Annotated in this window: 20 protein-coding genes and 2 tRNA genes; 16 read left to right on the top strand and 6 right to left on the bottom strand. The window is 63.4% G+C overall.

Translation table 11 applies throughout. From position 1 onward, the window contains the following. Window positions 1-511: 511 nt before the first annotated feature. The 9 genes from tpiA to NZM16_RS00680 all read left to right on the top strand — a co-directional run bounded on the left by tpiA (window position 512) and on the right by NZM16_RS00680 (window position 7,968). The gene (gene tpiA, locus NZM16_RS00720; RefSeq protein WP_295477798.1) at window positions 512-1,276 is read left to right on the top strand and encodes a triose-phosphate isomerase; all 765 of its coding nucleotides are present in this window, start codon (window positions 512-514) and stop codon (window positions 1,274-1,276) included. 7 nt (window positions 1,277-1,283) lie between these two features. Next, window positions 1,284-2,366: a ketopantoate reductase family protein gene (locus NZM16_RS00715; RefSeq protein ID WP_295453375.1), complete on the top strand. Its 1,083-nt coding sequence runs from the start codon at window positions 1,284-1,286 to the stop codon at window positions 2,364-2,366. 195 nt (window positions 2,367-2,561) lie between these two features. Beyond that, window positions 2,562-3,620 carry an ABC transporter ATP-binding protein gene (locus tag NZM16_RS00710; protein WP_295453377.1) on the top strand — a complete coding sequence of 353 codons (1,059 nt, stop codon included), beginning with the start codon at window positions 2,562-2,564 and terminating at the stop codon, window positions 3,618-3,620. A 70-nt stretch (window positions 3,621-3,690) separates the two neighbouring features. Beyond that, window positions 3,691-3,782: transfer RNA gene (locus NZM16_RS00705), tRNA-Ser, on the top strand. Between the two features lie 354 nt (window positions 3,783-4,136). After that, window positions 4,137-5,177, top strand: coding sequence for a CAP domain-containing protein (locus tag NZM16_RS00700; RefSeq protein WP_295477796.1), 1,041 nt, complete (start codon window positions 4,137-4,139; stop codon window positions 5,175-5,177). A gap of 148 nt (window positions 5,178-5,325) precedes the next feature. Then, window positions 5,326-6,339, top strand: a complete 1,014-nt coding sequence (locus tag NZM16_RS00695; protein ID WP_295477794.1) for a hypothetical protein — start codon at window positions 5,326-5,328, stop codon at window positions 6,337-6,339. A 4-nt stretch (window positions 6,340-6,343) separates the two neighbouring features. Continuing rightward, complete coding sequence (locus NZM16_RS00690) at window positions 6,344-6,784, top strand: hypothetical protein (RefSeq protein WP_295453385.1); 441 nt, start codon at window positions 6,344-6,346, stop codon at window positions 6,782-6,784. 83 nt (window positions 6,785-6,867) lie between these two features. Then, window positions 6,868-7,014 (top strand): hypothetical protein, encoded by a 147-nt coding sequence (locus NZM16_RS00685; RefSeq protein WP_295477792.1) that lies wholly within the window; start codon window positions 6,868-6,870, stop codon window positions 7,012-7,014. A gap of 486 nt (window positions 7,015-7,500) precedes the next feature. Beyond that, window positions 7,501-7,968, top strand: a complete 468-nt coding sequence (locus NZM16_RS00680; protein ID WP_295477790.1) for a hypothetical protein — start codon at window positions 7,501-7,503, stop codon at window positions 7,966-7,968. A 128-nt stretch (window positions 7,969-8,096) separates the two neighbouring features. Here the strand turns inward: NZM16_RS00680 and alaS are convergent, their stop codons facing one another. The 5 genes from alaS to recJ form a co-directional block, all read right to left on the bottom strand. Beyond that, entirely contained in the window at window positions 8,097-10,850 is a 2,754-nt protein-coding gene (alaS, locus tag NZM16_RS00675) for an alanine--tRNA ligase (RefSeq protein WP_295477788.1), read from the bottom strand. Window positions 10,851-11,296: 446 nt separating this feature from the next. Beyond that, entirely contained in the window at window positions 11,297-12,238 is a 942-nt protein-coding gene (locus NZM16_RS00670) for an ABC transporter permease (protein ID WP_295449397.1), read from the bottom strand. Window positions 12,239-12,540: 302 nt separating this feature from the next. Next, on the bottom strand, window positions 12,541-13,617 hold the full coding sequence (locus NZM16_RS00665; RefSeq protein WP_295449400.1) for an ABC transporter permease: 1,077 nt from the start codon (window positions 13,615-13,617) through the stop codon (window positions 12,541-12,543). Window positions 13,618-13,856: 239 nt separating this feature from the next. Then, complete coding sequence (locus NZM16_RS00660; RefSeq protein ID WP_295449403.1) at window positions 13,857-14,846, bottom strand: lysylphosphatidylglycerol synthase transmembrane domain-containing protein; 990 nt, start codon at window positions 14,844-14,846, stop codon at window positions 13,857-13,859. Continuing rightward, window positions 14,843-16,615: a single-stranded-DNA-specific exonuclease RecJ gene (gene recJ, locus NZM16_RS00655; protein ID WP_295449406.1), complete on the bottom strand. Its 1,773-nt coding sequence runs from the start codon at window positions 16,613-16,615 to the stop codon at window positions 14,843-14,845. The genes NZM16_RS00660 and recJ overlap by 4 nt, the downstream gene beginning before the upstream one ends. Window positions 16,616-17,022: 407 nt before the next feature. Here recJ and NZM16_RS00650 point away from each other — a divergent pair, with 407 nt between their 5' ends. The 7 genes from NZM16_RS00650 (at window position 17,023) to NZM16_RS00620 (ending at window position 24,862) form a co-directional block, all read left to right on the top strand. Further along, entirely contained in the window at window positions 17,023-17,454 is a 432-nt protein-coding gene (locus NZM16_RS00650; protein ID WP_295449409.1) for a DUF4870 domain-containing protein, read from the top strand. Between the two features lie 236 nt (window positions 17,455-17,690). Continuing rightward, a tRNA-Arg gene (locus tag NZM16_RS00645) sits at window positions 17,691-17,764 on the top strand. Between the two features lie 437 nt (window positions 17,765-18,201). Next, entirely contained in the window at window positions 18,202-18,933 is a 732-nt protein-coding gene (locus NZM16_RS00640) for a CoA-binding protein (RefSeq protein ID WP_295477785.1), read from the top strand. Between the two features lie 148 nt (window positions 18,934-19,081). Further along, window positions 19,082-21,745, top strand: coding sequence for a glycoside hydrolase family 3 N-terminal domain-containing protein (locus tag NZM16_RS00635; RefSeq protein WP_295477783.1), 2,664 nt, complete (start codon window positions 19,082-19,084; stop codon window positions 21,743-21,745). A 266-nt stretch (window positions 21,746-22,011) separates the two neighbouring features. Beyond that, complete coding sequence (locus NZM16_RS00630; protein ID WP_295477781.1) at window positions 22,012-22,794, top strand: enoyl-CoA hydratase-related protein; 783 nt, start codon at window positions 22,012-22,014, stop codon at window positions 22,792-22,794. Between the two features lie 154 nt (window positions 22,795-22,948). Then, window positions 22,949-23,794 carry a 3-hydroxyacyl-CoA dehydrogenase NAD-binding domain-containing protein gene (locus tag NZM16_RS00625; RefSeq protein WP_295477780.1) on the top strand — a complete coding sequence of 282 codons (846 nt, stop codon included), beginning with the start codon at window positions 22,949-22,951 and terminating at the stop codon, window positions 23,792-23,794. Window positions 23,795-24,088: 294 nt separating this feature from the next. After that, a complete protein-coding gene (locus NZM16_RS00620; protein WP_295449422.1) occupies window positions 24,089-24,862 on the top strand; it encodes a 3-hydroxyacyl-CoA dehydrogenase family protein in 774 nt (257 codons plus the stop codon). 119 nt (window positions 24,863-24,981) lie between these two features. Here the strand turns inward: NZM16_RS00620 and NZM16_RS00615 are convergent. After that, window positions 24,982-25,358, bottom strand: a 377-nt coding sequence (locus NZM16_RS00615) for a nucleoside-diphosphate kinase (RefSeq protein WP_295477778.1), incomplete at its 5' end; no start/stop codon positions are given.

Genomic DNA, 25,358 nt, shown 5'->3' with positions numbered 1-25,358 from the left:
GGGAGGGGCCATCGCCTTCCGGACTCGCTTCGGTTCCTCCAATCCCCAGTTGATAACTGGACAAAGCACTACCAAGCGTTTTGGCCATTTATATCTTACGACGGATCGCGCCTTCGATCTGCAGAGGGATTTTTGGACAGGCTAGTTCGCCTTCCGCAACCTCGCTCACTCACAGCCGATCAAATCAATCGCTAAATTAGCACCGAATCTGTAGCGCGTCAATGATCGCCTGGGGTTCAATAAGAATCTCCGCAGCCGTAGGTCCGAGCTCGCCCCTCCACCCTCAATGGGTTGTTTCGCGACACGGGGATCGAAACCGGCGCAGGGTATGGCTTAAAATAGGTAAGAGCCACGCCTCTGGCTGTTCCCGACGCCTGCGGTTCGGAGGCTTGAGGGGCTGGACCAGCCCCTCAAGCTCAACAGAAGATAACCCGATAGAATCGCAGAGCACCGGTCGAACCGAACCGTGATGGACCGAACTTCAATGTCACTTCATCGAGCGAGGTGCAACATGCGACAGCCGCTGATCGCCGGGAACTGGAAGATGAACAAAACCGCGACAGAGGGACAGGCGCTGGCCCGGGCGATCCGGGAAGGTCTCCAGACCCACATCGTAGAAGTGGTGCTTTGCCCGCCCTTTCCCGTGATCCCCGCTGTCCACGCCGCGCTTCAAGGCTCTTCCATCCGCCTGGGAGCTCAGAACGTTCACTGGGAGGACGCCGGAGCCTTCACCGGGGAGGTCTCTCCGGTGATGCTGAAAGAGTGGTGCCAGTATGTGATCATCGGTCACTCGGAACGCCGGCAATACTTCCATGAGGACGATGAGATGATCCGTCGCAAAGTCCTCGCCGCCCTGCGCCACGGCCTGATCCCTATCCTCTGCGTGGGGGAGACGCTGGCCCAGCGCGAGGCCGGGGAGACCGGAACGGTGGTGGCGGCCCAGACCCGACGCGCGCTGGAAGGGCTCACGCCAGACCAGGCCGCCAGTCTGGTCATCGCCTACGAGCCTGTTTGGGCGATTGGGACCGGTCGGGCGGCCACCGGAACGGATGCAGAAGAGGTGATCCAGCGCTGGGTTCGAGGAACCCTGGAGGCGCTCTTCGGGCCGGAGGTGGCGCAACAGGTGCGGGTCCTGTATGGGGGGAGCGTGACCCCGGAGAACATCGCCGAGTTTGTCTGCCGCCCCACCATCGATGGCGCGCTGGTGGGCGGGGCGAGCCTGAAGGCGGAGACGTTCCTCGGGATCATCCACGAGACGGCCCGGGCGAAGGCCTGAGCCTGCCATGCCGGTGGAATCCGTTTCCGCTCGACGGATCCTGATCTTCGGCGCGGGGGCGGTGGGAGGATATCTGGGGGCGATGTTGAGCGCCTTCGGCCATGAGGTGATCCTCCTCGGCCGCCCCCAGGTGGTCGAGGCCATCCAGCGCCGCGGGCTAACCCTTCTGCGTCCGGAAGGCCTAGAGCTCACCACCCAGCCCCGCGCGGTCCCGGATCTGGACGCGGTGGATTCAGAGGTCGACGCGATCTTCCTGACGGTGAAAGCCCACGACACGGAGGCCGCGATCCACGCCCTTCAGCGCAAGGGATGGCGTTCCCCGTTGCTCTTCTGCTGGCAGAACGGCGTCGATGGGGAAGCCCAACTCGCCGCCGCGTTCGGGGCCGACCGGGTGGTGGCCGGAACGCTCACCCAGCCGGTCTCCATCGTCGCGCCGGGGGTCGTCCGGCTGGAACGGACCCGGGGCGGGTTAGGGCTGGCCCCCATGGCTCCAGGTCAGGATCTTCGGGAATGGCAGGCGATCCTGCGGCTGGCCGGCTTCTCCACCCGCCTCTACCCGGATCCCCGGGCGATGAAGTGGTCCAAGCTGTTGCTTAACCTCATCGCGAACGCCACCTGCGCGATCCTGGACTGGCCCACGGAACGGGTGCTCCGGGATCCCCGGACGTTCGCGGTGGAGCGGGCGGCATTCCGGGAAGCCCTGGTCGTGATGCGCGCGTTGGGCTTGCGACCCGTCTCCCTTCCTGGATATCCGGTCCCACTGCTGGCATGGGCCATGCGTTGGGGGCCTGCCCCTCTCATCCGCCCCATCCTGGCCTCCATAGGGGCACGGGGACGGGGAGAGAAACCTCCCTCCTTGCACCAGGACCTGCAACGAGGCGCTCGTTTGGAGCTGGAGGCCTATTGCGGCGCGGTGGTGCGCCATGGGGCTCAAGCGGGGGTTCCCACACCGGTCCACGCTGCCCTCACGCGGATCCTTGAGGATCTGGCCAGGGGCCGGGAGGATCGCGCGGCATGGCATGACAACGTCACCGCGTTGCTGGAGCGGACAGGGGATCGCCTGGCTGCACAAGAACCAAGGAAAACTTGAGCGGCGGCCTGGCCCCTTCTTTACTCCCCCTCCCCACGGCCCTCGGGATCGTGGGGAGGGGGAGAAGGGATTCCGTGCACAGGGCAACGCGCCCTCGGGGTGATACTCTCCATGTGCGAATAGGAGTTACGCCGTTTGTTTCCTCCATCACGTAGCTCCTAAACGGAATCGAAAGCCGAGCAACTGGCAGAACCCATGCCTGACCTAAAGATTATCCGGTTGACCCGTCGCTATGGCGATCAGGTGGCCCTCGATCGCGTCACGTTCGAGGTGGCCGATGAGGAGATTATGGTCGTCCTGGGTCCCAGTGGGAGCGGGAAAAGCACGCTACTGCGCCTGATCGCTGGCCTGGAACCCCCCGACGAGGGACAGATCCTCCTCAATGGCCAGGATCTCGCAGGCGTTCCCCCGCATCGGCGCCGGATCGGCCTGATGTTCCAGGAATATGCGCTTTTCCCCCATCTGAACGTTTTTGAAAACGTCGCCTTCGGATTGCGGATGCAGCGGCTCCCCGAACCGGAGATTCGGGAACGGGTGCGGACGCTGTTAAATCAGGTCGGGTTGTCCGGTTACGAGCGCCGCGAGGTTCACACCCTCTCCGGGGGGGAGAAGCAGCGGGTCGCCCTGGCCCGCAGCCTGGCCCCGCGGCCGGCGATCCTGCTGCTGGACGAGCCGCTGGGGTCCCTGGATCGGGCGCTGCGGGAGCAACTGATGAAGGAGATCCGGGATCTCCTGAAGGCCGAACGGATGACGGCCCTTTATGTGACCCACGATCAGAGCGAGGCGATGGCGGTAGCCGATCGGGTGCTGATCCTTCACCGGGGAAGGATCGAGCAGATCGGCCCCCCGGAGGCTTTATATCAGGATCCCGCTACCCCTTTCGTGGCGCGCTTTCTGGATCTGGGCACTTTCTTAGAAGGCCGTGTGCTCGCTGGAGGAGAGATCGTGGAGGTTCAGACGCCTCTGGGAGTGCTACGGGGGCGGCCCCGAGGGCCCGTGCGGCCCCACGATCCAGCCCTGATCATGATCCGTCACACGCTTCGATCCGTAGGCACCGAGCCCCTCAATGCCCTGGCGGGCGAGGCGATCGATCTCTCATTCCGGGGACTTCATCGGGAAGTATGGTTGCGGGTTGGGGGAGGACAGCTTCGGCTGATCCTGCCGGCCAGCGCCACGTCGGTTCGCCGGGGAGATCGGCTTTCCCTGGCGATCCCCGCGGAGGACGTGCTGATCTGGCCGCTGGGCGCGTCCTGAATTTTTCTTCTCGCCTCGACCAGCAGGCTCCCAGCTGCGCAGCGCCGATCTGGTATAATAAAGATGAGCCGGAGGGGTGGCCGAGCGGACGAAGGCGCGCGCCTGGAGAGCGCGTAGGGGTGTTTCTGCCCCTCGTGGGTTCGAATCCCACCCCCTCCGCCAGGATCCCGGGCCCCTGAGGAGACTGGATTGATGCAGGGGCCCGTGTTGTTTCTCCTGGACTGTGGACCGAACAGGGAGTGTAACGGGTTGTCCGGGCGCTCCACTCGTGTTGATCAAGTCTCTCCTCTATCCCCCTTCCTCTCTCCCCCTTTCTCGACCCTGGGTCGGAGAAGAGCCCGTGGGATTACGGGGTGGCATCCTTCAGCCTCCATCCTCCACCCATCCCCCCAAGAGATCTCCTTTCTCGCTTTATTGACAACCCTAATCCAACTGGGTAAAATATTTATAACCAACCCGAATCAAACTCAGGGGCCTGGAATGATCGGCGAGGGATGGGGGATCTGGAACGGATGGATGCGAAGAGGGATTTCAGGGCTTGTGCTGCTGGGCGGCTTGCTGGGGCTGCTCTTCCATACTGGGAGACCTGAGAGCACCCCAGGCCTTGCCCTCCTGGAAACCGGAACCCACGCCGAGGCCGCTGAGAGCACAGCCCCTTATCGGGTTTTCCTCCCCTTAGTGCTCCGCGCACCTGCTGTCCCCTCCGCGGAATGGCTCTCCCGTCTGAACGCCTATCGGGCCATGGCCGGGCTGCCGCCGGTGACGGAAAAGCCGGAATGGAATGATGGCTGCATCAAACACGCCCGGTATATGGTGAAAAATGACGTCATCACCCATGCAGAAGATCCCCAAAATCGATGGTATACCCCTGAAGGAGATCAGTGCGGACGGAACGCGAATGTGATGGTGAGCGCCAGCGCCACCGCCTCCGACGCGTATGCGATCGATGTCTGGATGCAAGCGCCCTTCCATGCCATAGGGATGATCGATCCCCAGCTGATCCAGGTCGGTTATGGCTCCTATCGAGAGGCAGATGGCGGATATCAGATGGGAGCGGCTCTGGATGTGTGGCGTGGGCGAGGGACCAGCCCAGCAGGCCTCTCCTTCCCGATCCGCTGGCCGGGGGACGGAGCCATTACCCCCTTGCGAGCCTTTCAGGTGGGGGAATATCCGGATCCCCTGGCTCACTGTGGGTATACGAGGCCGGCCGGTCTGCCCATCCTTCTACTCCTGGGAACCGGCTCAATCACCCCTTCCGTCACCGATCATCACCTGCGGCGGGATGGGATCCCGGTGGAACATTGTGTGTTCGATGAGACGACATACAGACATCCAACAGATCGCAATCAACAGGATCTGGGACGTCTCATTTTGAACAGTCGAGACGCCGTCGTGATCATCCCACGGGATCCTCTTTCCCCGGGCTCGCGGTATACCGTTTCCGTTACTGCGAATGGGCAGACTTATACCTGGTCGTTCTCCGTCGCTCTCGACACGGCCCAGATGACGGTCATCGAGGCCGCCCAGGAGTGGGATACTCAAACCCGCCCCCGCTGAGAAACGGTTCGAGAAGAGCCCTTTGCCCTCAGCGAGGGAAACAGATGGATAGGACCGCATAACCACGCAAGGGGCGGATTGGACTTCTCTTCCCTCTCTCCTCTTCTTTCCCCTATGGAAGCGCTTTCTCTACTTAGGAGGTCTGCCTATGCGGATTCCATTCGTAAGGCACTGGAAGCTTCTGCTGGCATGGTTGGTGGGAATCAGCATAGGAATGGCTCTATTCTCTTCCTCCAGCCCGCTGCGCGCTCGGGCCCAGTCTGCTCCCCATCTGGGTTACGGGGTCAATCCCTTGAGCTCCTCTGACCCCGGGATTGGAACGATGGGCTTTGACTGGACGAAGGTATTCGACTCGCCTGGAACCCGACTTCCCTATCGAGTCCTGCGCCGGGTGGATGCGCATGCCAGCACGCTGAGCCACCTGAGCGCGTGGGGGGACTGGCTGGAGAATGAGGCCAGAATCTGGGCGGATGGGATTGAGGCATGGGAGATCGGGAATGAACCGAACCTGGACGCCTCCTACGGCTGGGCCGCCCCTCCGAATGCCGCGGATTACACCCGGGTTCTATGTGAAGCCTACCGTCGAATTAAGCGGGCGGATCCTACCGCCATCGTGGTCTCCGCAGGACTGGCCCCAACCGGCCGTGTGCCCTTCACCTGGAACGGCCACCGAGGCTATTGCGCGCCGGGCGTGGGATGGTGCCCCGGATATTACCAGGATGAGCGGGAGTTCTTGCGGGAGATGCTTCAGGCCGGAGCAGCCCATTGTTTCGATGCTCTGGGTTTCCACCCTTACGGATTCGCTGCCCCCGCGCTGGCAGCCCCCGGGTCGCCCGAGTGCGGACCCAATGATTTTTGCTTTCGGACCGTGGAGGTGATCCATCGGATCATGGCCGTTGAGTTTGGGGTAGACAAGCCCATCTGGGCAACCGAGTTTGGCTGGCTGGTGGATCCGCGACAGGTGGGCCGATCCGAATGCTGGAACGATCCCTCCTTCAGCGGGCGACACTGGCAGGTGGTCTCACCGGATCAACAGGCCACTTACCTCGTGCAGGCCTACCAGTGGGCCGAGGCGAACTGGCCATGGATGGGGACCATGCTGCTCTTCAATTACGAATTACGGATTCAGCGAGGCCCCGCCCTCTTACTTCCCCGCATGTGATCAGATGCGTTTTTATGACATTAAAGGCCGTCCGGCGGAAGCAGCCCTGCGCGCTATGACCAAGAACAAGGTCCCCGCCCGGTTCTCCTGGACCACTCCAGTGATCCTGCTCTCGGATGTAGACGCTCCAGGGTTGCTGAGTGGGGCCTTCTGGCTCCGGGGGCATACCCCTGACCCGTTCCGATGGTCCGTGATCAGCAGCTCCTCGCCTTTCCCGCTTACCCTGGATGTCAGCTCGGGGACAGATCGGCAACCGTTACAGTTCACCGCGAATCCCTCCGGGAAGGGTGTGGGGAGTTATACAGGGACCGTGCAGGTGCGGGTGGCGTTGCTTTCGCCGCTCTCCAGCTCCGTTACAGTGGAGAGCCCAGACCGGAATCTTCAGGTCATCCTCCGGGTAGTGCCGGAGGTGCATCGCATGATGCTCCCCCTGATCTCACGATGAGCGTTCGAAAAGACCGTTCTGGAGGCATCCGAGGTGCGCCTCCAGGCTCTACAGTATGGTAAAATTCTCTTAAAGGAGGTTCTATGGCCTTCACGGTTCGGGACTTCGAGAGTCTGATTCGCCTGCTGGACCGGCACCCGGAGTGGCTGGAGGCCCTGCGGCAGCGGATTCTGACGCGGGAGCTGATGGAAATGCCGGCCGCGCTGCTGGCTTTGCGGGTGGAGACGTAGCGGCGCTTCCAGCGGGTGGAGTAGCTGATCGCGGGGCGGGCCGAGGCCCCGCGCCGCCACTACGAGGAGTTCGCCGCCCACCGCCAGGAGTTCCTGGCTTATCGCCAGGAGACCGACCGCCGCTTCGCCGAGCTGGCCGAGGCCCAGCGCCGCCACTACGAGGAGTTCGCCGCCCACCGCCAGGAGTTCCTGGCCTACCGCCAGGAGACCGACCGCCGCTTTGCGGAGCTGGCCGAGGCCCAGCGCCGCCACTACGAGGAGTTCGCCGCCCACCGCCAGGAGTTCCTGGCTTATCGCCAGGAGACCGACCGCCGCTTCGCCGAGCTGCGGGAGGAGCTTGCCACCCATCGGGCCGAAACCGACCGTCGCTTCGCTGAGTTAGCCGAAGCCCAGCGCCGCCACTATGAGGAGTTCGCTACTTATCGAGCAGAAACCGACCGCCGCTTCGCCGAACTGGCCGAGGCCCTTCGCCGTCTGACGGAGCGGGTGGAGATTCTGGATGGCCGGGTGCGAGGATGGGAATATGAAGATCGCTATCGCACCCGGCCGCGCCGGTATCGCCACTTGGTTCGGGATCCCCATATCCTGAGCGTAGAAGAACGGGAATCGCTACTCCGGTCCCTCGAAATCGAAGGGCGGCTAACCACTGAAGAGGCCGACGAGCTGGGCGAAGCCGATGTCCTCGTTCGGGGCCGCCGACGGGAAGGTGAGGGCGATGCCTACTTGGTCATAGAGGTCTCTGCAATGGTGCACACGGAAGATGTGGAGCGGGCGGCAGAACGGGCCGCTGCGCTCCAGAGGGCCCTGCCCGAGGCGGAGGTACTGGCAGTAGTCGCCGGTCCGGAGATCCACCCGATGGCGGCTGCCCTCGCCCGAGGCCAGGGCGTATGGTGGCTGAAAGACGGACGCGTTTTCGCCCCTTCCGAGATCCCCGGTAGCTCCCCCGGCATGTAGGGTGGATTGCTCCCCGCGGGATTCTCGTAGGGTGCGGGCTACTGAAGGCGGCCCGCACCCCACGAGAAAATCCATCCCCAAAGTATTTGGCTCTCAGGAAATCTGTAGAGGAAGGACGGGCCCTGACTTTAATGGGCTCGCTGCTTCAGCCATTCCGAGACCAGGCGCGGAGCCTGGTGGAGGGCCTCGCCGATCTTGCTGACGTCGCGGCCTCCGGCCTGGGCCAGCGTGGGCCGGCCGCCGCCGCTCCCGCCCACAACCTGAGCGACTGCCCGCACCACCCGCACGGCATCCAGGCCCCGTTCGGCCAAGTCCGGCGTCACTGCCGCCACGAAGTTCGGACGCCCGCCGATCACCGAAGCCAGCACGATCACCCCATTCGTCCGCACCCGCTCACGGAACCAATCTGTCATCTCCCGTAATTGCTCCATGTCTCCAACCCGGCTCTGGGCCGCCAGCACGGTGATCTCCCCGACCCGCTCCGCCTGGCGGAACATCGCCTCGAACTCCTGGCGGGCGATCTCCCGGCGAAGCCGTGCCAGTTCCTTCTCCAGGGACTGGATTCGGTCAAGGAGATCAAGGACCTTGCGGTCCACCTCCTCTGGTCGGACCTCCAGGTAAGTAGCGGCGTGGGTCAGACGGCGCATACGGTCCTGGATCAGCCGCACTGCCTCCCGGCCGGTAACGGCCTCCAGACGGCGGACGCCGGAGCCCACTCCACCCTCATAGGTGATCACGAAGGCGCCGATTTGAGAGGTGTTATATACATGGGTGCCGCCGCACAGTTCCGCGCTGATAGGCGGCTCATCCGGCCACCCGATCCGGACCACCCGGACGATCTCCCCATATTTCTCGCCAAACAGGGCCATGGCACCGCTCGCGATGGCTTGCTGATAGGGCTCGTAGCTGACGTTGACCGGATAGTCCATCAGGATGGCCGTGTTGATATCGTGGACAATCGCATCCAGCTCATCCTGGCTGAGCAAGGCCCCATGGGTGAAGTCGAAACGGAGCCGGTCCGGCGCCACCAGGGAACCGGCCTGGACGACGTGGGAACCCAGCAGGGCACGCAATTCCGCATGGAGAAGATGGGTTGCCGTGTGATTCCGCATGATATCCCACCGGCGCTCGAAATCCACCACCGCCCACGCGGGATCCCCTACCCGCGGATGGCCGGACTTCACCCGGCCGACATGCGTGATCAGGCCCGGGATCGGCTGCCGGGTGTCTTCCACTTCGATCTCCCACAGGGGATCACCCCCGCCCTCTGGATAGCGGGCGATATGGCCGATATCGCTCACCTGGCCACCGCTTTCCACATAGAAACAGGTAGCCGGCAGGACCACCTCCACCTGGTCCCCGGGGTGGGCGACCTGGAGGATCTCCCCGTTCACGAGGAGGGCGGCCACCGTCGTCTCCCGCTCGGTCCCACTGTAGGGATCGTATTCCACCCCCTGGTCTCCCACCAGACCCTTGTCCTGAAGGATCGCCAGCAACCGACGGTAGCGGGCGAGCTGCTCGGTGTCCAGCTCGAAGCGCTCCGTTGCCCGAGCCCGCTCCCGCTGTTGGGCCATCGCCCGCTGGAAGCCCACCTCGTCCACCGTGAACCCCCGTTCCCGAGCCACATCCCGGGTGATCTCCAGCGGCAACCCAAAAGAATCATAAAGCCGGAAGGCCTCCTCCCCCGGCACCACCCGATCGCCGCGGGCGGCCACTTCTTCCAGCACTTCTTCCAGCTGGGAGAGCCCCAGGTCCAGGGTGCGCAGGAAGCGCTCCTCCTCCTGGGTGAGCGTGCGGAAGATATGCTCCCGGCGATCCACCAGCTCCCGATAATGCCCACCCATGACCTCGATGACCGCCTCGGCCACGCGGGCCATGAATGGCTCCTCAAAGCCGATCTTACGACCGAAGCGAGCGGCGCGGCGGATGATCATCCGCAACACATAGCCCCGCCCCACATTTCCGGGCAACACCCCATCGGCGATCAGGAAAGAGGCCGCACGAGTGTGATCCGCGATCACTCGGTAAGCGACGATATGGGCCTCCATCTCCTCAGGGAGATGCCCGCGCACCTCCCGGGTTCGTTCCATAATGGGAACGAACAGGTCCGTCTCATAGTTAGAGAACACGCCCTGGAGCACCGCCGCCAGCCGCTCCAGGCCCATCCCAGTATCCACCCCGGGTCGGGGGAGCGGCACTCGCGTGCCGTCCGCCTTCTGGTCGAACTGCATGAAGACCAAGTTCCACAACTCCAACCAGCGGTCGCACCCGTTGTCCAGTGCCACGCTGCAGTTCGGATCCCCGCAGGTGCAGTATTCGGGGCCCCAATCATAGTGGATCTCGGAGGTGGGCCCGCACGGGCCGGTGTCCCCCATCATCCAGAAGTTGGTTTTATCTCCCATGCGAAAGACCCGCTCCCGTGGGACCCCGATCTCTTCTACCCAGACCCGGTAGGCCTCGTCGTCGTCTTGGTGAACCGTGAAGACCAGCCGCTCCGGATCCAGGCCGTAGACCTGGGTCAGGCATTCGAAGGCATAATGAATGGCCTCACGTTTGAAATAATCACCGAAGGAGAAATTGCCCAGCATCTCGAAGAAAGTGTGATGGCGCGGGCTGGGGCCGACGTTCTCCAGGTCGTTGTGTTTCCCGGAGACCCGCATGCATTTCTGAACCGAGGTCGCCCGCTTATAGGGGCGGGTCTCCAGGCCCAGGAACACGTTCTTGAATTGGTTCATCCCCGCATTCGTGAACAGCAGGGTGGGATCCCCCACCGGCACCAGTGGGGAGCTGGGGACAATGGCATGACCCCGGGCGGCAAAGAAGTCCAGAAAAGCACGCCGGATCTGTGCAGCGCTCATCCGAACCGAATTTCGCTTCTCCATAACCCCACATCTCCTCGAACACAGGATCAATAAATCGGATTGAATGCTTCATCATCTTTGATTTTCGGTGGTTTTTCGATGCGAGGCCGAAGACTAAGGGCTCCCAGCCTCGCCTCGAAAGATCTTTGCTCTCCCCACCAAACAACCCCCAGAGAGGAAAGCGCTGCTCTTAATTTTATAACTCAATAATTTGGGAGTGGAGCGCTCGCCTTCAGCGAACGGCTCCCCTCCCAACCCCCTGGGAGAACAACGAGCAACGTAAGGTCCGATTCAATTCCTCCTCCTGTAACCCAACAAGGGGCTGGGGGGATTGGCTCCGGCGCCACGAGCAACTTCAGGCGTCGAATCCGATCCAAGCCTCTTGGTATGGAAGCGGGCCAAGCCCCCCCACCCTTCCCAGAGCTCCAGGGGCCTTGGGAAGAGGGGAGAAAAAACCAGAGGGCAACTTAAACTCGTTTCTCATACCCCCGATAGCTCAGCCGGGGATCCAGCGCGTCGCGCAAGCCATCCCCCAGCAGGTTGAAGGCCAGCACCGTTAGCATGATGGCCAAGCCCGGGAAAAACACGAGATGCGGGGCATTGAAGACGCTGTTTCGCTCCTCCCCGAGCATCAATCCCCATTCCGGCTTCGGCACCTCCGCCCCGAGCCCCAGGAAGGAGAGCGCCGCCGCATCCAGAATGGCCGTGGCGATCCCCAGAGTGCCCTGGACGATCAGCGGGGTCAGGGCGTTGGGCAGGATGTGAACAAACAGCATCCGCAACGGGGAAGCGCCCACCGCCTGGGCGGCCATCACATAGTCCAGCTCCTTCACGGCCAGGACAGCAGCCCGAACGATGCGGGCGTAGACTGGGATGGAAACAAAACCGATGGCCAGCAGGGCGTTGATCAATCCCGGCCCCAGCACGCTGACGATGGCGATCGCCAGCAACAGGCTGGGGAAGGCCAGGATCACATCCATCACCCGCATGATCGCGTTGTCCAGCCATCCCCCCGCATACCCCGAGATCGCCCCCAGCAGTCCCCCCACAATGATGGCGAACGTGATGGTGGAAAAGCCGATCTGCAACGAAAGCCGGGAGCCATATATCACCCGGGAGAACAGATCCCGGTTGTTGCCGTCGATGCCGAACAGGTGCTGAGGCTGATCCCGCGGGCAGCCCAGCAGATGGATGCACGGGGGCGCCCGACGCTGCACATTTTTCAGGGGCTTGATCGGATCGTAGGGCGCAATCACATCGGCGAAGATCGCCGCGAAGACCATCAGGCCCAGCAGGAAGAAGCCCACCTGGGCGGATCGATGGCGGGTCAGGCGACGCAACGCCTCCAGCGTCGGCGAGCGCCGGGGCGCAACCAGTTCCCTCATCAGGGGAGGCGCGATCGCGCTCATCGCTTCACATCCTTTCCTTCCTGAGCATCTGATCCAGCTAAGAGTCACGAGGAAGCCAACAGCTTCCCGAGGCCCTTCGTGCCTCGGGAAGAGAACAAGGAAAAAGATCCTGGGGTGCGGGGCGGAGGGCCTTCGGCCCTCCGCCCCGCACCCGAAAGATATGTTCTCCCCCCTCCCCACGGCCCTCTGGGCCCGGGAGGAAGGAGAGAGCGGCCATCGCCCCTCCGAATGGGCTTCCGCTCTCCCAATCCCCAATTCATAACGGGTTAAAGCATTCGATCAGGAAGGCCCAGAGGCAAGTTTTACTCCAGCCGGATCCGGGGATCCAGGTAAGCATAAGAGAGATCTACGATGAGGTTCACCAGAGCGAACATGATCGCCACAGCCAGGGTGAACCCCTGAACGACCGGATAGTCCCGGGCCAGAATGGCCGAGACCAACTGGGTCCCCACTCCCGGCAGGGCGAACACCGTCTCGGTGAGCACCGCCCCAGAGAGAAGGCCCCCAGTCTGGAGGCCGACGACCGTGACAATCGGGATCATAGCATTGCGCATCGCGTGACGGGCCAGCACGATCCGTTCCCGCAATCCCTTCGCCCGCGCGGTCCGGATGTAATCCTCCCCCAGCACCTCCAGCAGGCTGGAACGGGTCATGCGGGCGATGATCGAAAGCGGGATGGTCCCCACCGCGACCGAAGGGAGGATGAGATGGCGCAGGGCATCCCAGAACGCAGCGAAGTTCCCGGTGACCAGACTGTTGAAGAGCGCGGAACTGGAGAGGAAGATCAATACCACCCTCGGGAATCCTTCCACCTCTTCCAGGCCCCATACCCGCATCAGAGGCGGCAACGTTAATCCAGGCGAGAGACGCCCGGATGGCGGAAGGAAGAGGGGGGTGTCTTTGAACACCAGGGCGAACACATAGGCCAGCATCAGACCCAACCAGAACACGGGCATAGAGACCCCGATGTTGGCCAGGACCATAGTGGCCACATCAATGGGGGAATTTTGATGGATGGCGGAGAGGGTCCCCAGGGCGATCCCAACGGTGGTTGCGAAAAGGATCGCCCCAATGGTGAGCTCGATGGTCATGGGGAGCCGTTCGGCCAGGATCACCGCCACCGGCCGCCCGGTGCTGATCGAGGTCCCCAGATCCCCCTGGAGGATCTGAATCGCGTAACGAACGAATTGAACCGGAAGGGGATCATCGAGGCCAAAGCGCTCCTTGAAGGCCTCACACTGCGCTTTGGTGGCCCGCTCCCCCAGCATCACCAGGCATGGATCTCCCGGGATCAGACGAACCATCACGAACACCACCAGCAGGATCCCGAAGAGCACCGGGATCATCACCGCCAGACGATGAAGAACGTAACGGGACATCGCGCGCCCATCGGCTCCATCCGGATTTCGCTTCTCATTATGGCCCCGCAGTGGTGCAGGTCACAAGTGAAAACAACCCCTCCCATTAGGAGCGGATTTTCGAAGAGATTCAGGGCTCGGCAGGCCGCCCCCACGGGAACCCTGGCAGATCCTCTATCTGGGAAAGCGGTCCTGCCCCAAAAGGGGAAGGGCTGGCCCCCGATCCGCAGAAACTGGGCATCTGCCAGCCCGGAAATCCCCTACGATGAGGAAGGCGGGATATGAAGGGGGCGAACTACCCCACGAAGCCCTTCCCGGAGGAACAGGGAAAGACCCAGAAGCGTGATCGGCAGCCAGAGCACCAGATGGAGGACCAGGGTATACGTGATGGCCATGCCGGAGGGGATCCCAAAGGCGTGGAGCACCGCTACACCGGGGGCCTCAAATGTGCCGATATAGCCAGGAGCCGACGGGAGAGCCGTGGCCAGGTTGACCGCTGCGGTCATCACCAACAGGGAGAAAAAAGAGGTTCGAAATGGAAACGCCATCAGGACGAGCCCATAGGTCCCTGCCTCCGCCAGCCAGATCAGGGCCGTGAGCCCCCCGACGGCCAGGGCGGAGGCGGGGCGCTGCAGAACCATCAGACCGTCCAGGAACCGGGAGAGGAAAGCCGTTACCCGTTCCACCCAGAAGCCCGACCGGCGTTGTGAGATCCGTCCCAGCAGATCGCGAAGCTTCGCCGCGCTTTGGGCCATCCCCAGCAATACCAGGAGCGCCCCGCCGAACACCCCTCCTCCGGCGATCACCGCCGGCCGCAACGAGGCCGGAAGGGGGAAGAAGAGCAAGGCCACCATAGCCAGGAACACCACCATCAGCCCATCCAACACGCGCTCGACCACGATGGTTCCCAAGGCTGCGCTCATGCTGATGCCACATCGACGCTGGAGCACATAGGCCCGCAACAATTCCCCGGCACGGGCTGGGTAAAGATTGTTCCCCATATATCCGATGGTCAGCGCAACGAAGCGCTCTCGGAAGCCGGTGGGTCGAAGGCGATGGAGCAGAATCCCCCAGCGCCAGGTCCGCAGGATGACGGCAACAAAGTAAAAAAGGGTCCCGGCCAGCAACCATGAGAGCTCCAGCCCCCGAAGGATCTGTCCCAATTCCTCCAGATGCAGACCACGCAACGTCCAGGCCATCAAGATCGCGCTGAGCGCGATCCCCAGCAGCAGAAACCCATGTCGCTTCATTCCTGATGCTCCATGCCGGGCCATGGGAGAGGAACCATGGAAGGCCCGGAGGAAGGGGCGAAGTCCTCCACCAAGAGCGTCAGGCGGGGCTCACCGTTCCATTGTTCTGCCCGCACCTCGAAGACCACATCCAGCCGCATCCCCGGGCGCACCTCCGCTGTCCGATCCCCCTGGCGGAATGCGATGGCATCCCAAACAGGGCCGCCCTCGGGAACCGTCAGCACCATCCGGAGGTGCTGGCCGTCATTACCCACCGTCCGGACGGAGCGGACCACCACACCACGGCTGAGGAAGCGAGGGGCCGGGTTACCGTAGCCGTAAGGTTCCAGCCGCGCGATCCATTCGTGAAGGCGCCAGGTAACCTCCCGAAGGGGCAACACAGCCTCCACGACGGTGGCCGGTTGAAGCTCCCGCGCGCTGAGGGCCTGGGCCGCCAGCTCCTGCAAGCGCTCCCGGAGCTGTTCTAAGTTTTCCCGCCGCACAACGAACCCGGCGGCGGCGGCATGCCCTCCGTGGCGCACCAGCAAATCGGCGCACGCATCCAGCGCCTGGGTGATGTGAAACTCCGGGATGCTCCGGGCGGACCCCCTCCCCTCTTCGCCCATCAGACTGATAACCACTGCCGGACGATAGAAGGCCTCCGCCAGCCGTCCGGCCGCCAGCCCCACCACCCCGGGACGGAAATCCTCAGAGGCGGCGAAGATCAGCCAGGGGATCCGATCCTCCGGGATGGCCATGGCGCGCGCCGCCTCCTCTGTCTCCTGGGTCAGCGCCTGACGCGCCCGATTCTGACGATCCAGCTCCTCGGCCAGCGCCACTGCCTCAGCTGGATCCGCTGTCATCAGGAGACGGTAAGCCGCTAAGGCATGCTCCAGGCGTCCCGCTGCGTTCAGACGCGGGGCCAGAACGAAGGAAATCGCCCAGGGATCCACCCGCGAGGCTTCCAGGCCGGCGACCTGATAGAGCGCCTGTAAACCGACGCGCGCCGGCGTCCGCAGCCGCTCCAGCCCGCGCGCCACCAGCGCCCGATTTTCCCCCCGCAACGGCACGATATCCGCGATCGTCCCCAGCGCCACCAGATCCAGAAAGTCCTCCGGTTCAAAGGGCGCATGGGGATAAAGGGCCTTCAGCGCCTGCACCAGCTTATAAGCGACCCCTACCCCCGCCAGGTCTTTAAAGGGATAAGGGCAATCCGGCTGCCTGGGATTAATGAGAACAGCATCCGGAAGGACCGCGCCCGGCAGATGATGGTCCGTTACGATCAGGTCGAGGCCCAGAGAGCGAGCAAGAGCCGCCTCCGCCACCGCCCGCGCCCCACAGTCGACCGTGATCACCACCCGGATCCCCGCTTCCGCCAGGCCTCTCAACGCCTCGCCGTTGAGGCCATACCCCTCCGTTTCCCGATGGGGAATATAGGGGCGGACCTGTGCGCCGAGGGCCTGGAGGACCTGGACGAGCATCACGGTCGCTGTGACGCCATCCACATCGTAGTCGCCGTAGACCACAATGGGCTCCCCCCTCGCGATGGCCTGCTCCAGGCGCTCCAGCGCCTGTTCCGTTCCCTTCAGCAAGAACGGATCTCCCGCGGACCAGGCACGGGCCAGGAACTCCTCCGCCGCCTCTGCAGAAGTGATCCCCCGATGATAGAGGAGATCCTGAAGCAAAGCCGGCCATCGCCCCAGGGCCGCCCGAACGATCTCCGGGGCCGGAGGGGCCAGCCACCAGACCCGACGTCCTCGCCCCATCATCTGGTGATCGGGATGTCGCATGGGATGGGAATCCTGTGGAGATCTTGATCCTCATTGTAAAAAACACGGGATTCATCGTCAACGAAGGGAGCAAAGGATCCGAGGCGGTCCGCGCTCAACCACCTCTCCCAATCGCCCGGCTCCTGTCCGGGCAAAGGGTGAAGGGATCGGCACTGGTTTTTCCCGCTTCTTTCTGCCTGCGACGCCTCTCAAGCTGTTGCATAATAGCTTACGGCGATGGTGTTCTTGTCGAACCCCTCGCCCAGGGATTTCAGTGAATCCCAGATCAGTCCTGACGGAAAAGGCATGTCTCTCCTCGATTCCCCTTCTCCATGGCCCTTGGGGTCGCGGGGAAGAGGAATCCGACATCTAGGGGGTCAGGAGCGAAGAGGATCCGGGCTGCAAAAGCATTCCTTCTGGAGGTTGCTATGGGCACGAATCCCTCCCTTCCTCCTTCCGAAGCCGGGCTTTCCGCCGAGGAGCGGCAGTGGGCGATGCTGGCCCACCTGAGCGTGTTGCTGAATCTGGTCACCGGGCTGGGTGGACCGATTGCCGCGCTTCTGATCTATTTGTTCTATCGGGAACGATCCCGCTATGTGGCCTTTCACGCTCTTCAGTCTCTGGTGTTCCAGCTGTTTGCCTGGGTCGCCGCTGGTGTGATCGCCGGGATCACCTGGGCGTTGGCCCTTGCGTTGACCGCGCTGGTGGTCGGCGTATGCATTTATCCTTTCGCCTGTCTGATCAGCCTGATCCCATTGGGAGCTCTGGTGTATGGGATCATCGGGGCGATCGCTTGCAGCCGAGGAGAGGATTTCCGTTACTGGCTGATCGGGGATTGGGTGGCCGCTTCTTTCAGTTAACGGAAAGCACCCGATGGGCTATCCCCCCGCCTGCCGGATGGTCATCCGTCCGATCGATGGCAGTCCGTCCGTTCCTCTCGATCGCCAATTTCGAAGGCCACCATCGGGGGGCGAAAGATGTTTCGCCCCTACCGTCTTCGATGGCCCTGTCCCCCATGCACGAACTCCCCCTCGTCGGGCAGGAAGACATGCGCATACACCCAGTTGAGTTATAATAAAGTCAGGAAGAAGGTGATGCCCCCGTAGCTCAACAGGAGAGAGCAAGGGCGTCCTAAGTCCTGTGTTGCGGGTTCGAATCCCGCCGGGGGCGCTGAACCGATGGGCCGGGTGCCTTGTGTGCCCGGCTTTTTTATTTAGGAATTCAGCAGTTCGTCCTATTTTGGGGTTGGGAGGGAGATGCCGGGCCTTCGGCGCCCGGCTCCTCCCCAGCATGCTGGATCCCTCCTCCCCACGGCCCTTTGGGCCGTAGGGGGAGGAATTCAGAGGAGGAGAGGCCGTCCCATCCCCCTCTTCGCGCGAGTCCCAACTAAACTAAAATAGAGAGCATCCTGGCTCATGTCCAGCCTTCGTGCAGGCCAGATAGCGAATCGCCCGGTGGCGGAAAAGGCTTTGATCCCTCCTCTACGCCTCTTCGTAGCGTGGGAAAGAGAGATCCGAACCCGCCATCAGGCTTGGCCTGTGGACGGGGTTCTGAACATGCGCCCACAGCTTCAACAGCGCGAAAGGATCCCGGAGGTTGTTATGAAAATGAACCCAGCAGGGATCCCATCCCCCAGGATCCACGGTCTGCGGGCAACCCCGATGCCGGATGGGCGACGGGTGGTGGTGGAACTGGAACTTCCCCTCTCCTCTCATCCTCCTGAGCTGGAGCTCATCCTCTATAATGAACAGGGAGAGGAAGTCCATTCCATGGCCGTGATGGGCGTGATGGAGCTCCGGCCGACCTACGTCCTCCATCTTCGCCGCCCGGACCCCGGCGCGCGCTATCGGGTGGAAGCCCGGCTTCTGGGGAAGGATGTTCTCCTGGACCGACAGCAAGTGGAGGTCGTCATCCCGGAACCGGTCACGGTGCAGGACGATATCACCCTGCGCCACATCCTGACCGAGGCGCGCACCATCGCGGTGGTTGGCCTCTCCGCGGACCCTGAGCGGCCGAGCCATCAGGTTGCCTCTTACCTTCAGCGCCAGGGCTATCGGATCATCCCGGTGAACCCAACGATCCAGGAGGTCCTGGGAGAACCCTCTTACCCGGATCTCCTCTCGGTCCCGGAACCGGTGGATATCGTCGATGTCTTTCGGCCTGCCCGCTACGTGCCGGAGATCGTGGAACAGGCCATCGCGAAGGGCGCGAAAGTCATCTGGATGCAGCTCGGGGTGATCCATTTTGAGGCCGCCCAGCGCGCCCGCGAGGCCGGCCTGCTGGTGGTGATGGATCGCTGTATGAAGATCGAGCATCAACGGCTGATGCGCTCGAAGTGAAGGTTCCGGATCTCCCGAGGGATTTTCGAGCCGGAATTCGCGGCTTGAACCTTCCGCCCTCAGAGGGCTCTTCGGAGGCTAGGTGGGCTGCCCAGGGCGGCCCACCCAGCCTTCCGCTTTTTTTCTTCCCGCTCTGGAGGTCTGAACGGTGAGCCGCTGGATCCGCTGGGCGTTGGCGATCGTGCTGGCCCTAAGGCTTTCTCCCATCGCTCCGACAGCGGCCCAGGGGGGCGAAGACGAGTTCATCGCCCGCCTGCTGGCTCAGATGCCGCCGGAGGCCAAGGTGGGGCAGCTGTTCCTGGTGACGTTGCCCGGCCCGATCGCCCGCCCGGACCATCCGCTTCGTTCGCTGCTCGCGGAACAGCGAATCGGCGGCGTGGTCCTGAGCCCCGATCAGGGGAATTTCGCCAACCTGGGCGATACGCCCTCCGAACTGCTCTCGGTCACCCTTTCCCTCCAGCAACAGGTGGCCACGCTCAGCCCCTTCATTCCCCTGTTCATCGGGCTGCGGCAGCAAGGCGACGGCCCGCCCTTTTCCGCCTGGACCAACGGGGCGATGCCGCTACCCTCCCCCCTGGCCCTGGGCGCCACCTGGGATCCGGAGCGCGTTCAGGCCATCGGCCAGGCGCTGGGGGAGGAGCTTCAGGCGGTGGGAGTGAATCTGCTCCTGGGGCCTCCCCTAGAGGTCCTGCTGGAGCCCCGGCCGGAGATCGGGGATGCGGGGGTGCAAACCCTCGGAGGGGACCCGCAATGGGTGAGCCGCATCGCCCGAGCTTACCTGAGCGGTGTGCTGGCCGGCAGCGGGGGGCGAGTGCTGGTGGTGCCCGGGTCGTTCCCTGGCGAAGGCCGCGCCTACGGCCGGGCGGAACGAACAGCGGTCCTCACCAAAGAAGATCTGATCGCTTTCGATCTCGTCCCCTTCCTGGAGCTCATGCGAACGCCCACAGAAACCGGTCGCCCCCTGCTTCGAGCCGTCCAGGTGTCCACGATGCGGATCCGGGGCTTCGGAGGGAGCGCCCAGGAGTGGACTCGTCCCCTGGCTGTGGATGGGAATGCCCTGGGGACCTTGCTGACGTTACCGGAGATTAAAACCTGGCGGGATGGCGGGGGCGTTCTGCTCTCCCCGCCCTTAGGAAGCCCGATTCTCCGCACGCTGTATACCGATGAACAGGGAGCCGTCGATTTCCGCCGGGCCGCCCTGGACGCCTTCCTGGCGGGCAACGATCTGATCTGGCTGGGGGATTTGCATTCGAATCCTTCAGAAGCGGCCCGCCGCGCCGCAGAGGTGATTCGGTTTTTCAGCGAAAAGTATTCCACCGATCTGGCTTTCCAGAATCTGGTGAACAGCGCCGTCGCGCGGATCTTGCGCCTGAAATACGCGCTCTACCCTGGCTTCGCCGCCGGGGCCGTGTTCCCCAGCGCCCAACAACTCCGTCAGGCGGTAGGAACTCGGGAGCATCTCCAGACGGTCCGTCAGGCTCTGGAAAGCGCGGTGGCACGCCTTTATCCGGCAGGCCCCAACCCTCCACCCGCCCCTCAGTTAGGAGAGCCGATCCTGATCCTGGCGGACGGACGGACGGCTCGGGCCTGTGCGGTATGCCCGGAGCAACCCCTGTTACCCGCGGAGATCCTGACTCGAGCCCTGCAGACCGCCAGCGGCGGCGCGCTGGATGCCGCTCAGATTTCAGTGCGCACGTTCGAAGAGGTCATCGCCTTCTTCTCCCAGACCCCGGAGGCGCCGGATCTGCGGCCCGAATTCGAACGGGCTGCCTGGATCGTGATCGCCGCCCTGGACGAACATCCCGCCTATCCGGCTTCCAGTCTCCCCCATCTCCTTCTTGGAGAACGGGCGGATCTGCTGGCCGGTAAGAAGGTGGCCTTCTGGGGATTTGGGGCGCTTTATCCCCTGACCGCCCGGGAGATCAGCCGCCTGAGCCGTTATGAGGCCATCTGGACCCATATCCCTCCGGCGGTGGAACTGATGGCCTACGTTCTGTTCGGCGCCCTCACCCCTCGAAGCCGCCCTCCCATCTCCATTCCGGCCCTCGGCTACGATCTGGCGGATCGCTTGCGCCCGGATCCCAATCAGGTGATCCCTCTGGGGGTCGGACCTCGGGAAGGCGCACCTCCCAGCACGCCCACCCCCGTCGCGGTCCAGGTTGGACAGACCCTGCGGATTTGGGCCGGCCCCATCTATGACCGGGATGGATACCTGGTCCCGGACGACACGCCGGTGTCGTTCACCGGCGTTTACACCGGTCAAGGGAGCATCGGGCCCTTCGTCGCCCGGACCCGAGACGGGTTTGCGGAGGTGGATATCCCGTTGGATCGCGAGGGATCCCTGGAGATCCGGGCGGTCAGCGAGCCGGCGCGCCTTTCCTACCGGCTGCAAATTCAGATCGAGAAGAACCGCCCGGGACGGATCGCCACCATCGTGCCGCCCACGCCGACCCGTCCCCCAGAACCTACCCCTCTTCCGACCCCTGTTCCTTTGCCCACGCCCACTCCACGCGCCTCGGGGTTGGCCGCCCTGCGGCTTTCCCCATCTGGATGGCAAGCCTTCGGGTGGAGCAATCTGCTCATTTTGGGCTTCAGCGCGATCGCCTTCGCCCTGGGGCGGCGGCGCGATGCGGATCGAGCGTGGCGGTCGGCCCTGCTGGGCCTGATCGCGGGGTGGATGGCTTACACGCTCCTGATCCTTGGACGTCCAGCGCTTCCCTTCGGGAGGGTTCCAGAGTTTCTCCCGTTGGCTTCCGGATTCGCCGCGCTCCTGATCGGCGGGCTGGCGGCGTTGATCCCCGCAAAAGATTAATCAACGCCATAGGCAACCTCAGGTGATGAGTTCGATCGAAGCGCCTTGGGGAGAGGAGAGAAAAAATATTTTAGGCTGGGGCGCCGCCTTCGGCATCCAGCTCAGCTTCTCGTATTCCCGGGAGGAAACGATTTTTCCTCCTCGCCCACGACCCTTCGAGCCGCAGGGGGCTCATCTCCAATCCCTTACGGGCACAAGCTTTCATGGCGATGATGGAGCGATGACCTGCACTCCCTGAAAACTCCAACGGTGTGGGAGGGCCTGCCATGGCATATGAAACGCTGCGGTATGAAGTCCAGGAAGGGGTCGCCCTCATCACCCTGAACCGCCCGGACGTCCTGAACGCTTTCAACGAGCGGATGTTCGAGGAGCTGCAGCAGGCGCTGCGCATGGTCGAGCGCGACGAAGCCGTCCGCGCTGTGATCCTCACCGGGGCCGGGCGAGGATTCTGCGCCGGGCAGGATCTGGCGGAGATGCGACAGCGGTATGAGCGGCCGGAGGAAGCCGTCTCCATCGGCGAGCATCTGCGCACTCGTTACAATCCCCTGATCCTCCGGATCCGCAACACCGAGAAGCCCTTCATCGCCGCCATCAACGGCGTGGCGGCGGGGGCGGGTTGCAGCCTGGCCCTGGCCTGCGACCTCCGGGTGATGGCCGAGAACGCCTCTTTTGTATTCAACGCCTTCGCAAAGATCGCCCTGATTCCGGATTCGGGCTCTACCTGGTTCCTCCCCCACCTGGTGGGCTATGCGCGGGCCTTTGAAGCCGCGACCCTGATGGACCGGCTGGAGGCCGCTCAGGCGCTGGCGTGGGGGCTGGTCAATGCGGTGACGCCGGCGGAGCAGGTGCTGCCGACCGCCCGGGAATGGGCCGCGCGGCTGCGAGAGCTACCGCCGCGGGCGGTGGGCTGGTTGAAGCGCGCTCTGAATCGCGCGCTGACCTTCACGCTGGAGCAATCGCTCGAATACGAAGCCTATCTTCAGGATGCTGCTGCCCGCACCCCGGAGCATCGCGAACGGGTGGAGGCTTTCCTCCAACGACGTCGGTGAAGAGAAGGAGGAAATGTTGGGGCCGCCCCCTTGAAGGACGTCGAATGAGAAGGATCGGAGCGTTGCGCCGATGGCCCTCCCTGAGGCCCTCTGGGCCTCAGGGAGGGAGGCTTGATTCCGCTTGCGAATTGAATCGAAGAACGGAGGGGAAGCGATGGAGCGGGTGGGGATTGTGGGAGCGGGGACGATGGGACGGGGGATCGCCTATGTCGCGATCACCCACGGCGCCCAGGTAACGCTCTACGATGTGGCCCCCGGCGCCCTGGAGAGCGCAGCGGCTCAGATCGAGGCATGGCTGCGGGAGGCGATGGGGAAGGGCCGGCTCGATGAGGCGGAAGCCCAGCGCGCCCGGGAACGGCTTCGGCTCAGCACCGCCCTGGAGGACTTCGCCCAGGCGGAGGTCATCATCGAAGCCGCGCCGGAAGATCTGGCCCTCAAGCAGGAGATCTTCCGTCAGCTCGATAGGGCTTGTCCCCCCGATGCCATCCTGGCCTCGAACACTTCCTCTCTCTCCATCACCGCCCTGGGGGCGGTCACCCGGCGCCCGGAACGGGTGGGAGGCATGCACTTCTTCAACCCGGCGCCGGTGATGCGCCTGGTGGAGATCGTGCGGGGGCTGGCGACTTCGGAGGAAACGCTTCGCGCCTTATCGGACCTCGCGCGGCGATGGGGGAAGACCCCCGTGCTGGTGAAGGACACGCCGGGCTTCATCGTGAACCGCGTCGCCCGCCCCTTCTACCTGGAGGCCCTGCGTCTGGTTGGGGAAAGCGTCGCCGATCCGTCCACCGTGGACCGGTTGGTCCGCGCCCTCGGATTCCGGATGGGCCCCTTCGAGTTGATGGACCTGATCGGCCTGGATGTGAACCTGGCCGTCAGCGAGAGCCTCTACCGTGCCTTTTTCGAGGAACCCCGCTTTCGCCCCCACCCCTTACAGCGCCAGATGGTCCAGGCCGGCCGTCTGGGGCGGAAGACAGGAAGGGGATGGTATGAATACCCATAGGGGAAGGCATGCTTCGCTCCACCACGGGAAGGGGGTGGTGTTTCAATGCGGGCTGACGAAGAATGGGGCGTCAACGGCCCTCGATTTATATCCCTCCTCCTCGAAGAGGGTAAGGGCACCGTGCGAGGTGCCCTTTTGGGCCAGGCCGCCTTCGGCGGCGCCCCAGCCCCAAAACCCATGGAAGAGCTCGAAGGGCGCACGTGGCGTTCCCTATGAAATCGAAGGCACAATCCGTCACCCGTGAAACACTACCTGGAGATGGAAGAACCGTGATGGACCCCCAGGGAGGATCCGATGGGAACCCAGCCCCTGAAGGAGCGCATTCTGATCGTGGGCGCCCCAGCCTTCGCCGAGGACCTCGGCGGGATGTTCCTGGAGCAAGGCTATCCAACGGCCGTCCTGGTCTGGGACGGAGAGCCTCCTTTCGCCCTTTCCCCTGATCTGGAAGCCGAGGCCCGAAGCGCCGCCCTCGCCCTGGAGATCTTGCCCTTCCCCATCGAGTCGAAACAGGCCTTGATCGCCCTTCTCGATGAAAGGCTTCCTCCGGAAGCGCCGCTGCTCTCCCTGTGCCTCACCGTCTCGGCGACGCAGGTCGCCCGCTGGACCCGGCGGCCGGGCCGGGTGGTGGGGTTTGCCGCACTACCTCCCCTCACCCGGGAGACTCCCATCGAGCTGGCGATCCCATTGACTGGAGATCCCACGGCCCTGAAACCCGCGAAGGCCTATCTGGAACGGATTGGGCTTCGGATCGAAGTGATCCGCGACGCGGTGGGGATGGCGCTCCCCCGCATCCTCTGCGCGCTCATTAATGAGGCCGCCTTCGCGGTGATGGAGGGGATTGCCTCGCCCGAAGATATCGATACCGCGATGAAGCTGGGGATGAACTATCCTCGGGGGCCGCTGGAGTGGGGAGATCTCCTCGGGCTGGATCTGGTGGTGGCCATCCTGGACGCCCTGGAAGCGGAGCATCAAAACGGCGCCTATCGGGCCTCCCCCCTGCTCCGCCAGATGGTCCGGGCCGGCCGCCTGGGCCGCAAAACCGGCCGCGGATTCTACGTGTGGGGATAGGAGCTGTGCAGTTCGGGGGTGCATCACCCGGGACGGATGGGGCTCCCGATTTGTCGCTTTTGTGGGCGGGGGGGGGGGGCCCACCGCCCCCCCCCCGCTTTACTAAATCTTTTCAAAAGCTACTCTTTTAACCCGTCTAAATTTACATCATACAACATAGCTTCTGCTACAAGGCGATAATCGTGAATTTCTTCCGGAGAAAACCAGACAGAAACTTCTCGCTCATAAGCCCCCTCACCATCAGCCGGGTCGGTGCAGTGAATGAGGTTGCGCATGCCACGGGAGCCGTCCACATCGCAAAGATAAAATGAATCTAGCGCAAAATCTCCCCTTATAGTGCCAGTGTCGGCGGTGGTGGGCTCGGTGCTGCCAACTAGGCGTTTTACCACCGCTTGTGCTTGGTTGCCTTCTAACACCATAACTAAAACCGGGCAGGCGCACATGTAGTGCACCATGGCGCGGATGATGTCTTTTCCATACTCTATCGCATCTTTCT

This window comes from Thermoflexus sp. (assembly GCF_025055495.1).
Lineage (GTDB): Bacteria > Chloroflexota > Anaerolineae > Thermoflexales > Thermoflexaceae > Thermoflexus.
Note: the sequence above shows the minus strand (reverse complement) of the source record. Positions and strands in the feature narration are given on the sequence as shown.

Bases quoted from the DNA above. Each gene is read 5' to 3' on its own strand.
- tpiA (WP_295477798.1), top strand. From the start codon at position 512: ATGCGACAGCCGCTGATCGCCGGGAACTGGAAGATGAACAAAACCGCG.
- NZM16_RS00715 (WP_295453375.1), top strand. From the start codon at position 1,284: ATGCCGGTGGAATCCGTTTCCGCTCGACGGATCCTGATCTTCGGCGCG.
- NZM16_RS00710 (WP_295453377.1), top strand. From the start codon at position 2,562: ATGCCTGACCTAAAGATTATCCGGTTGACCCGTCGCTATGGCGATCAG.
- NZM16_RS00700 (WP_295477796.1), top strand. From the start codon at position 4,137: ATGCGAAGAGGGATTTCAGGGCTTGTGCTGCTGGGCGGCTTGCTGGGG.
- NZM16_RS00695 (WP_295477794.1), top strand. From the start codon at position 5,326: ATGCGGATTCCATTCGTAAGGCACTGGAAGCTTCTGCTGGCATGGTTG.
- NZM16_RS00690 (WP_295453385.1), top strand. From the start codon at position 6,344: ATGCGTTTTTATGACATTAAAGGCCGTCCGGCGGAAGCAGCCCTGCGC.
- NZM16_RS00685 (WP_295477792.1), top strand. From the start codon at position 6,868: ATGGCCTTCACGGTTCGGGACTTCGAGAGTCTGATTCGCCTGCTGGAC.
- alaS (WP_295477788.1), bottom strand. From the start codon at position 10,850: ATGGAGAAGCGAAATTCGGTTCGGATGAGCGCTGCACAGATCCGGCGT.
- NZM16_RS00670 (WP_295449397.1), bottom strand. From the start codon at position 12,238: ATGAGCGCGATCGCGCCTCCCCTGATGAGGGAACTGGTTGCGCCCCGG.
- NZM16_RS00665 (WP_295449400.1), bottom strand. From the start codon at position 13,617: ATGTCCCGTTACGTTCTTCATCGTCTGGCGGTGATGATCCCGGTGCTC.
- NZM16_RS00660 (WP_295449403.1), bottom strand. From the start codon at position 14,846: ATGAAGCGACATGGGTTTCTGCTGCTGGGGATCGCGCTCAGCGCGATC.
- recJ (WP_295449406.1), bottom strand. From the start codon at position 16,615: ATGCGACATCCCGATCACCAGATGATGGGGCGAGGACGTCGGGTCTGG.
- NZM16_RS00650 (WP_295449409.1), top strand. From the start codon at position 17,023: ATGGGCACGAATCCCTCCCTTCCTCCTTCCGAAGCCGGGCTTTCCGCC.
- NZM16_RS00640 (WP_295477785.1), top strand. From the start codon at position 18,202: ATGAACCCAGCAGGGATCCCATCCCCCAGGATCCACGGTCTGCGGGCA.
- NZM16_RS00630 (WP_295477781.1), top strand. From the start codon at position 22,012: ATGGCATATGAAACGCTGCGGTATGAAGTCCAGGAAGGGGTCGCCCTC.
- NZM16_RS00625 (WP_295477780.1), top strand. From the start codon at position 22,949: ATGGAGCGGGTGGGGATTGTGGGAGCGGGGACGATGGGACGGGGGATC.
- NZM16_RS00620 (WP_295449422.1), top strand. From the start codon at position 24,089: ATGGGAACCCAGCCCCTGAAGGAGCGCATTCTGATCGTGGGCGCCCCA.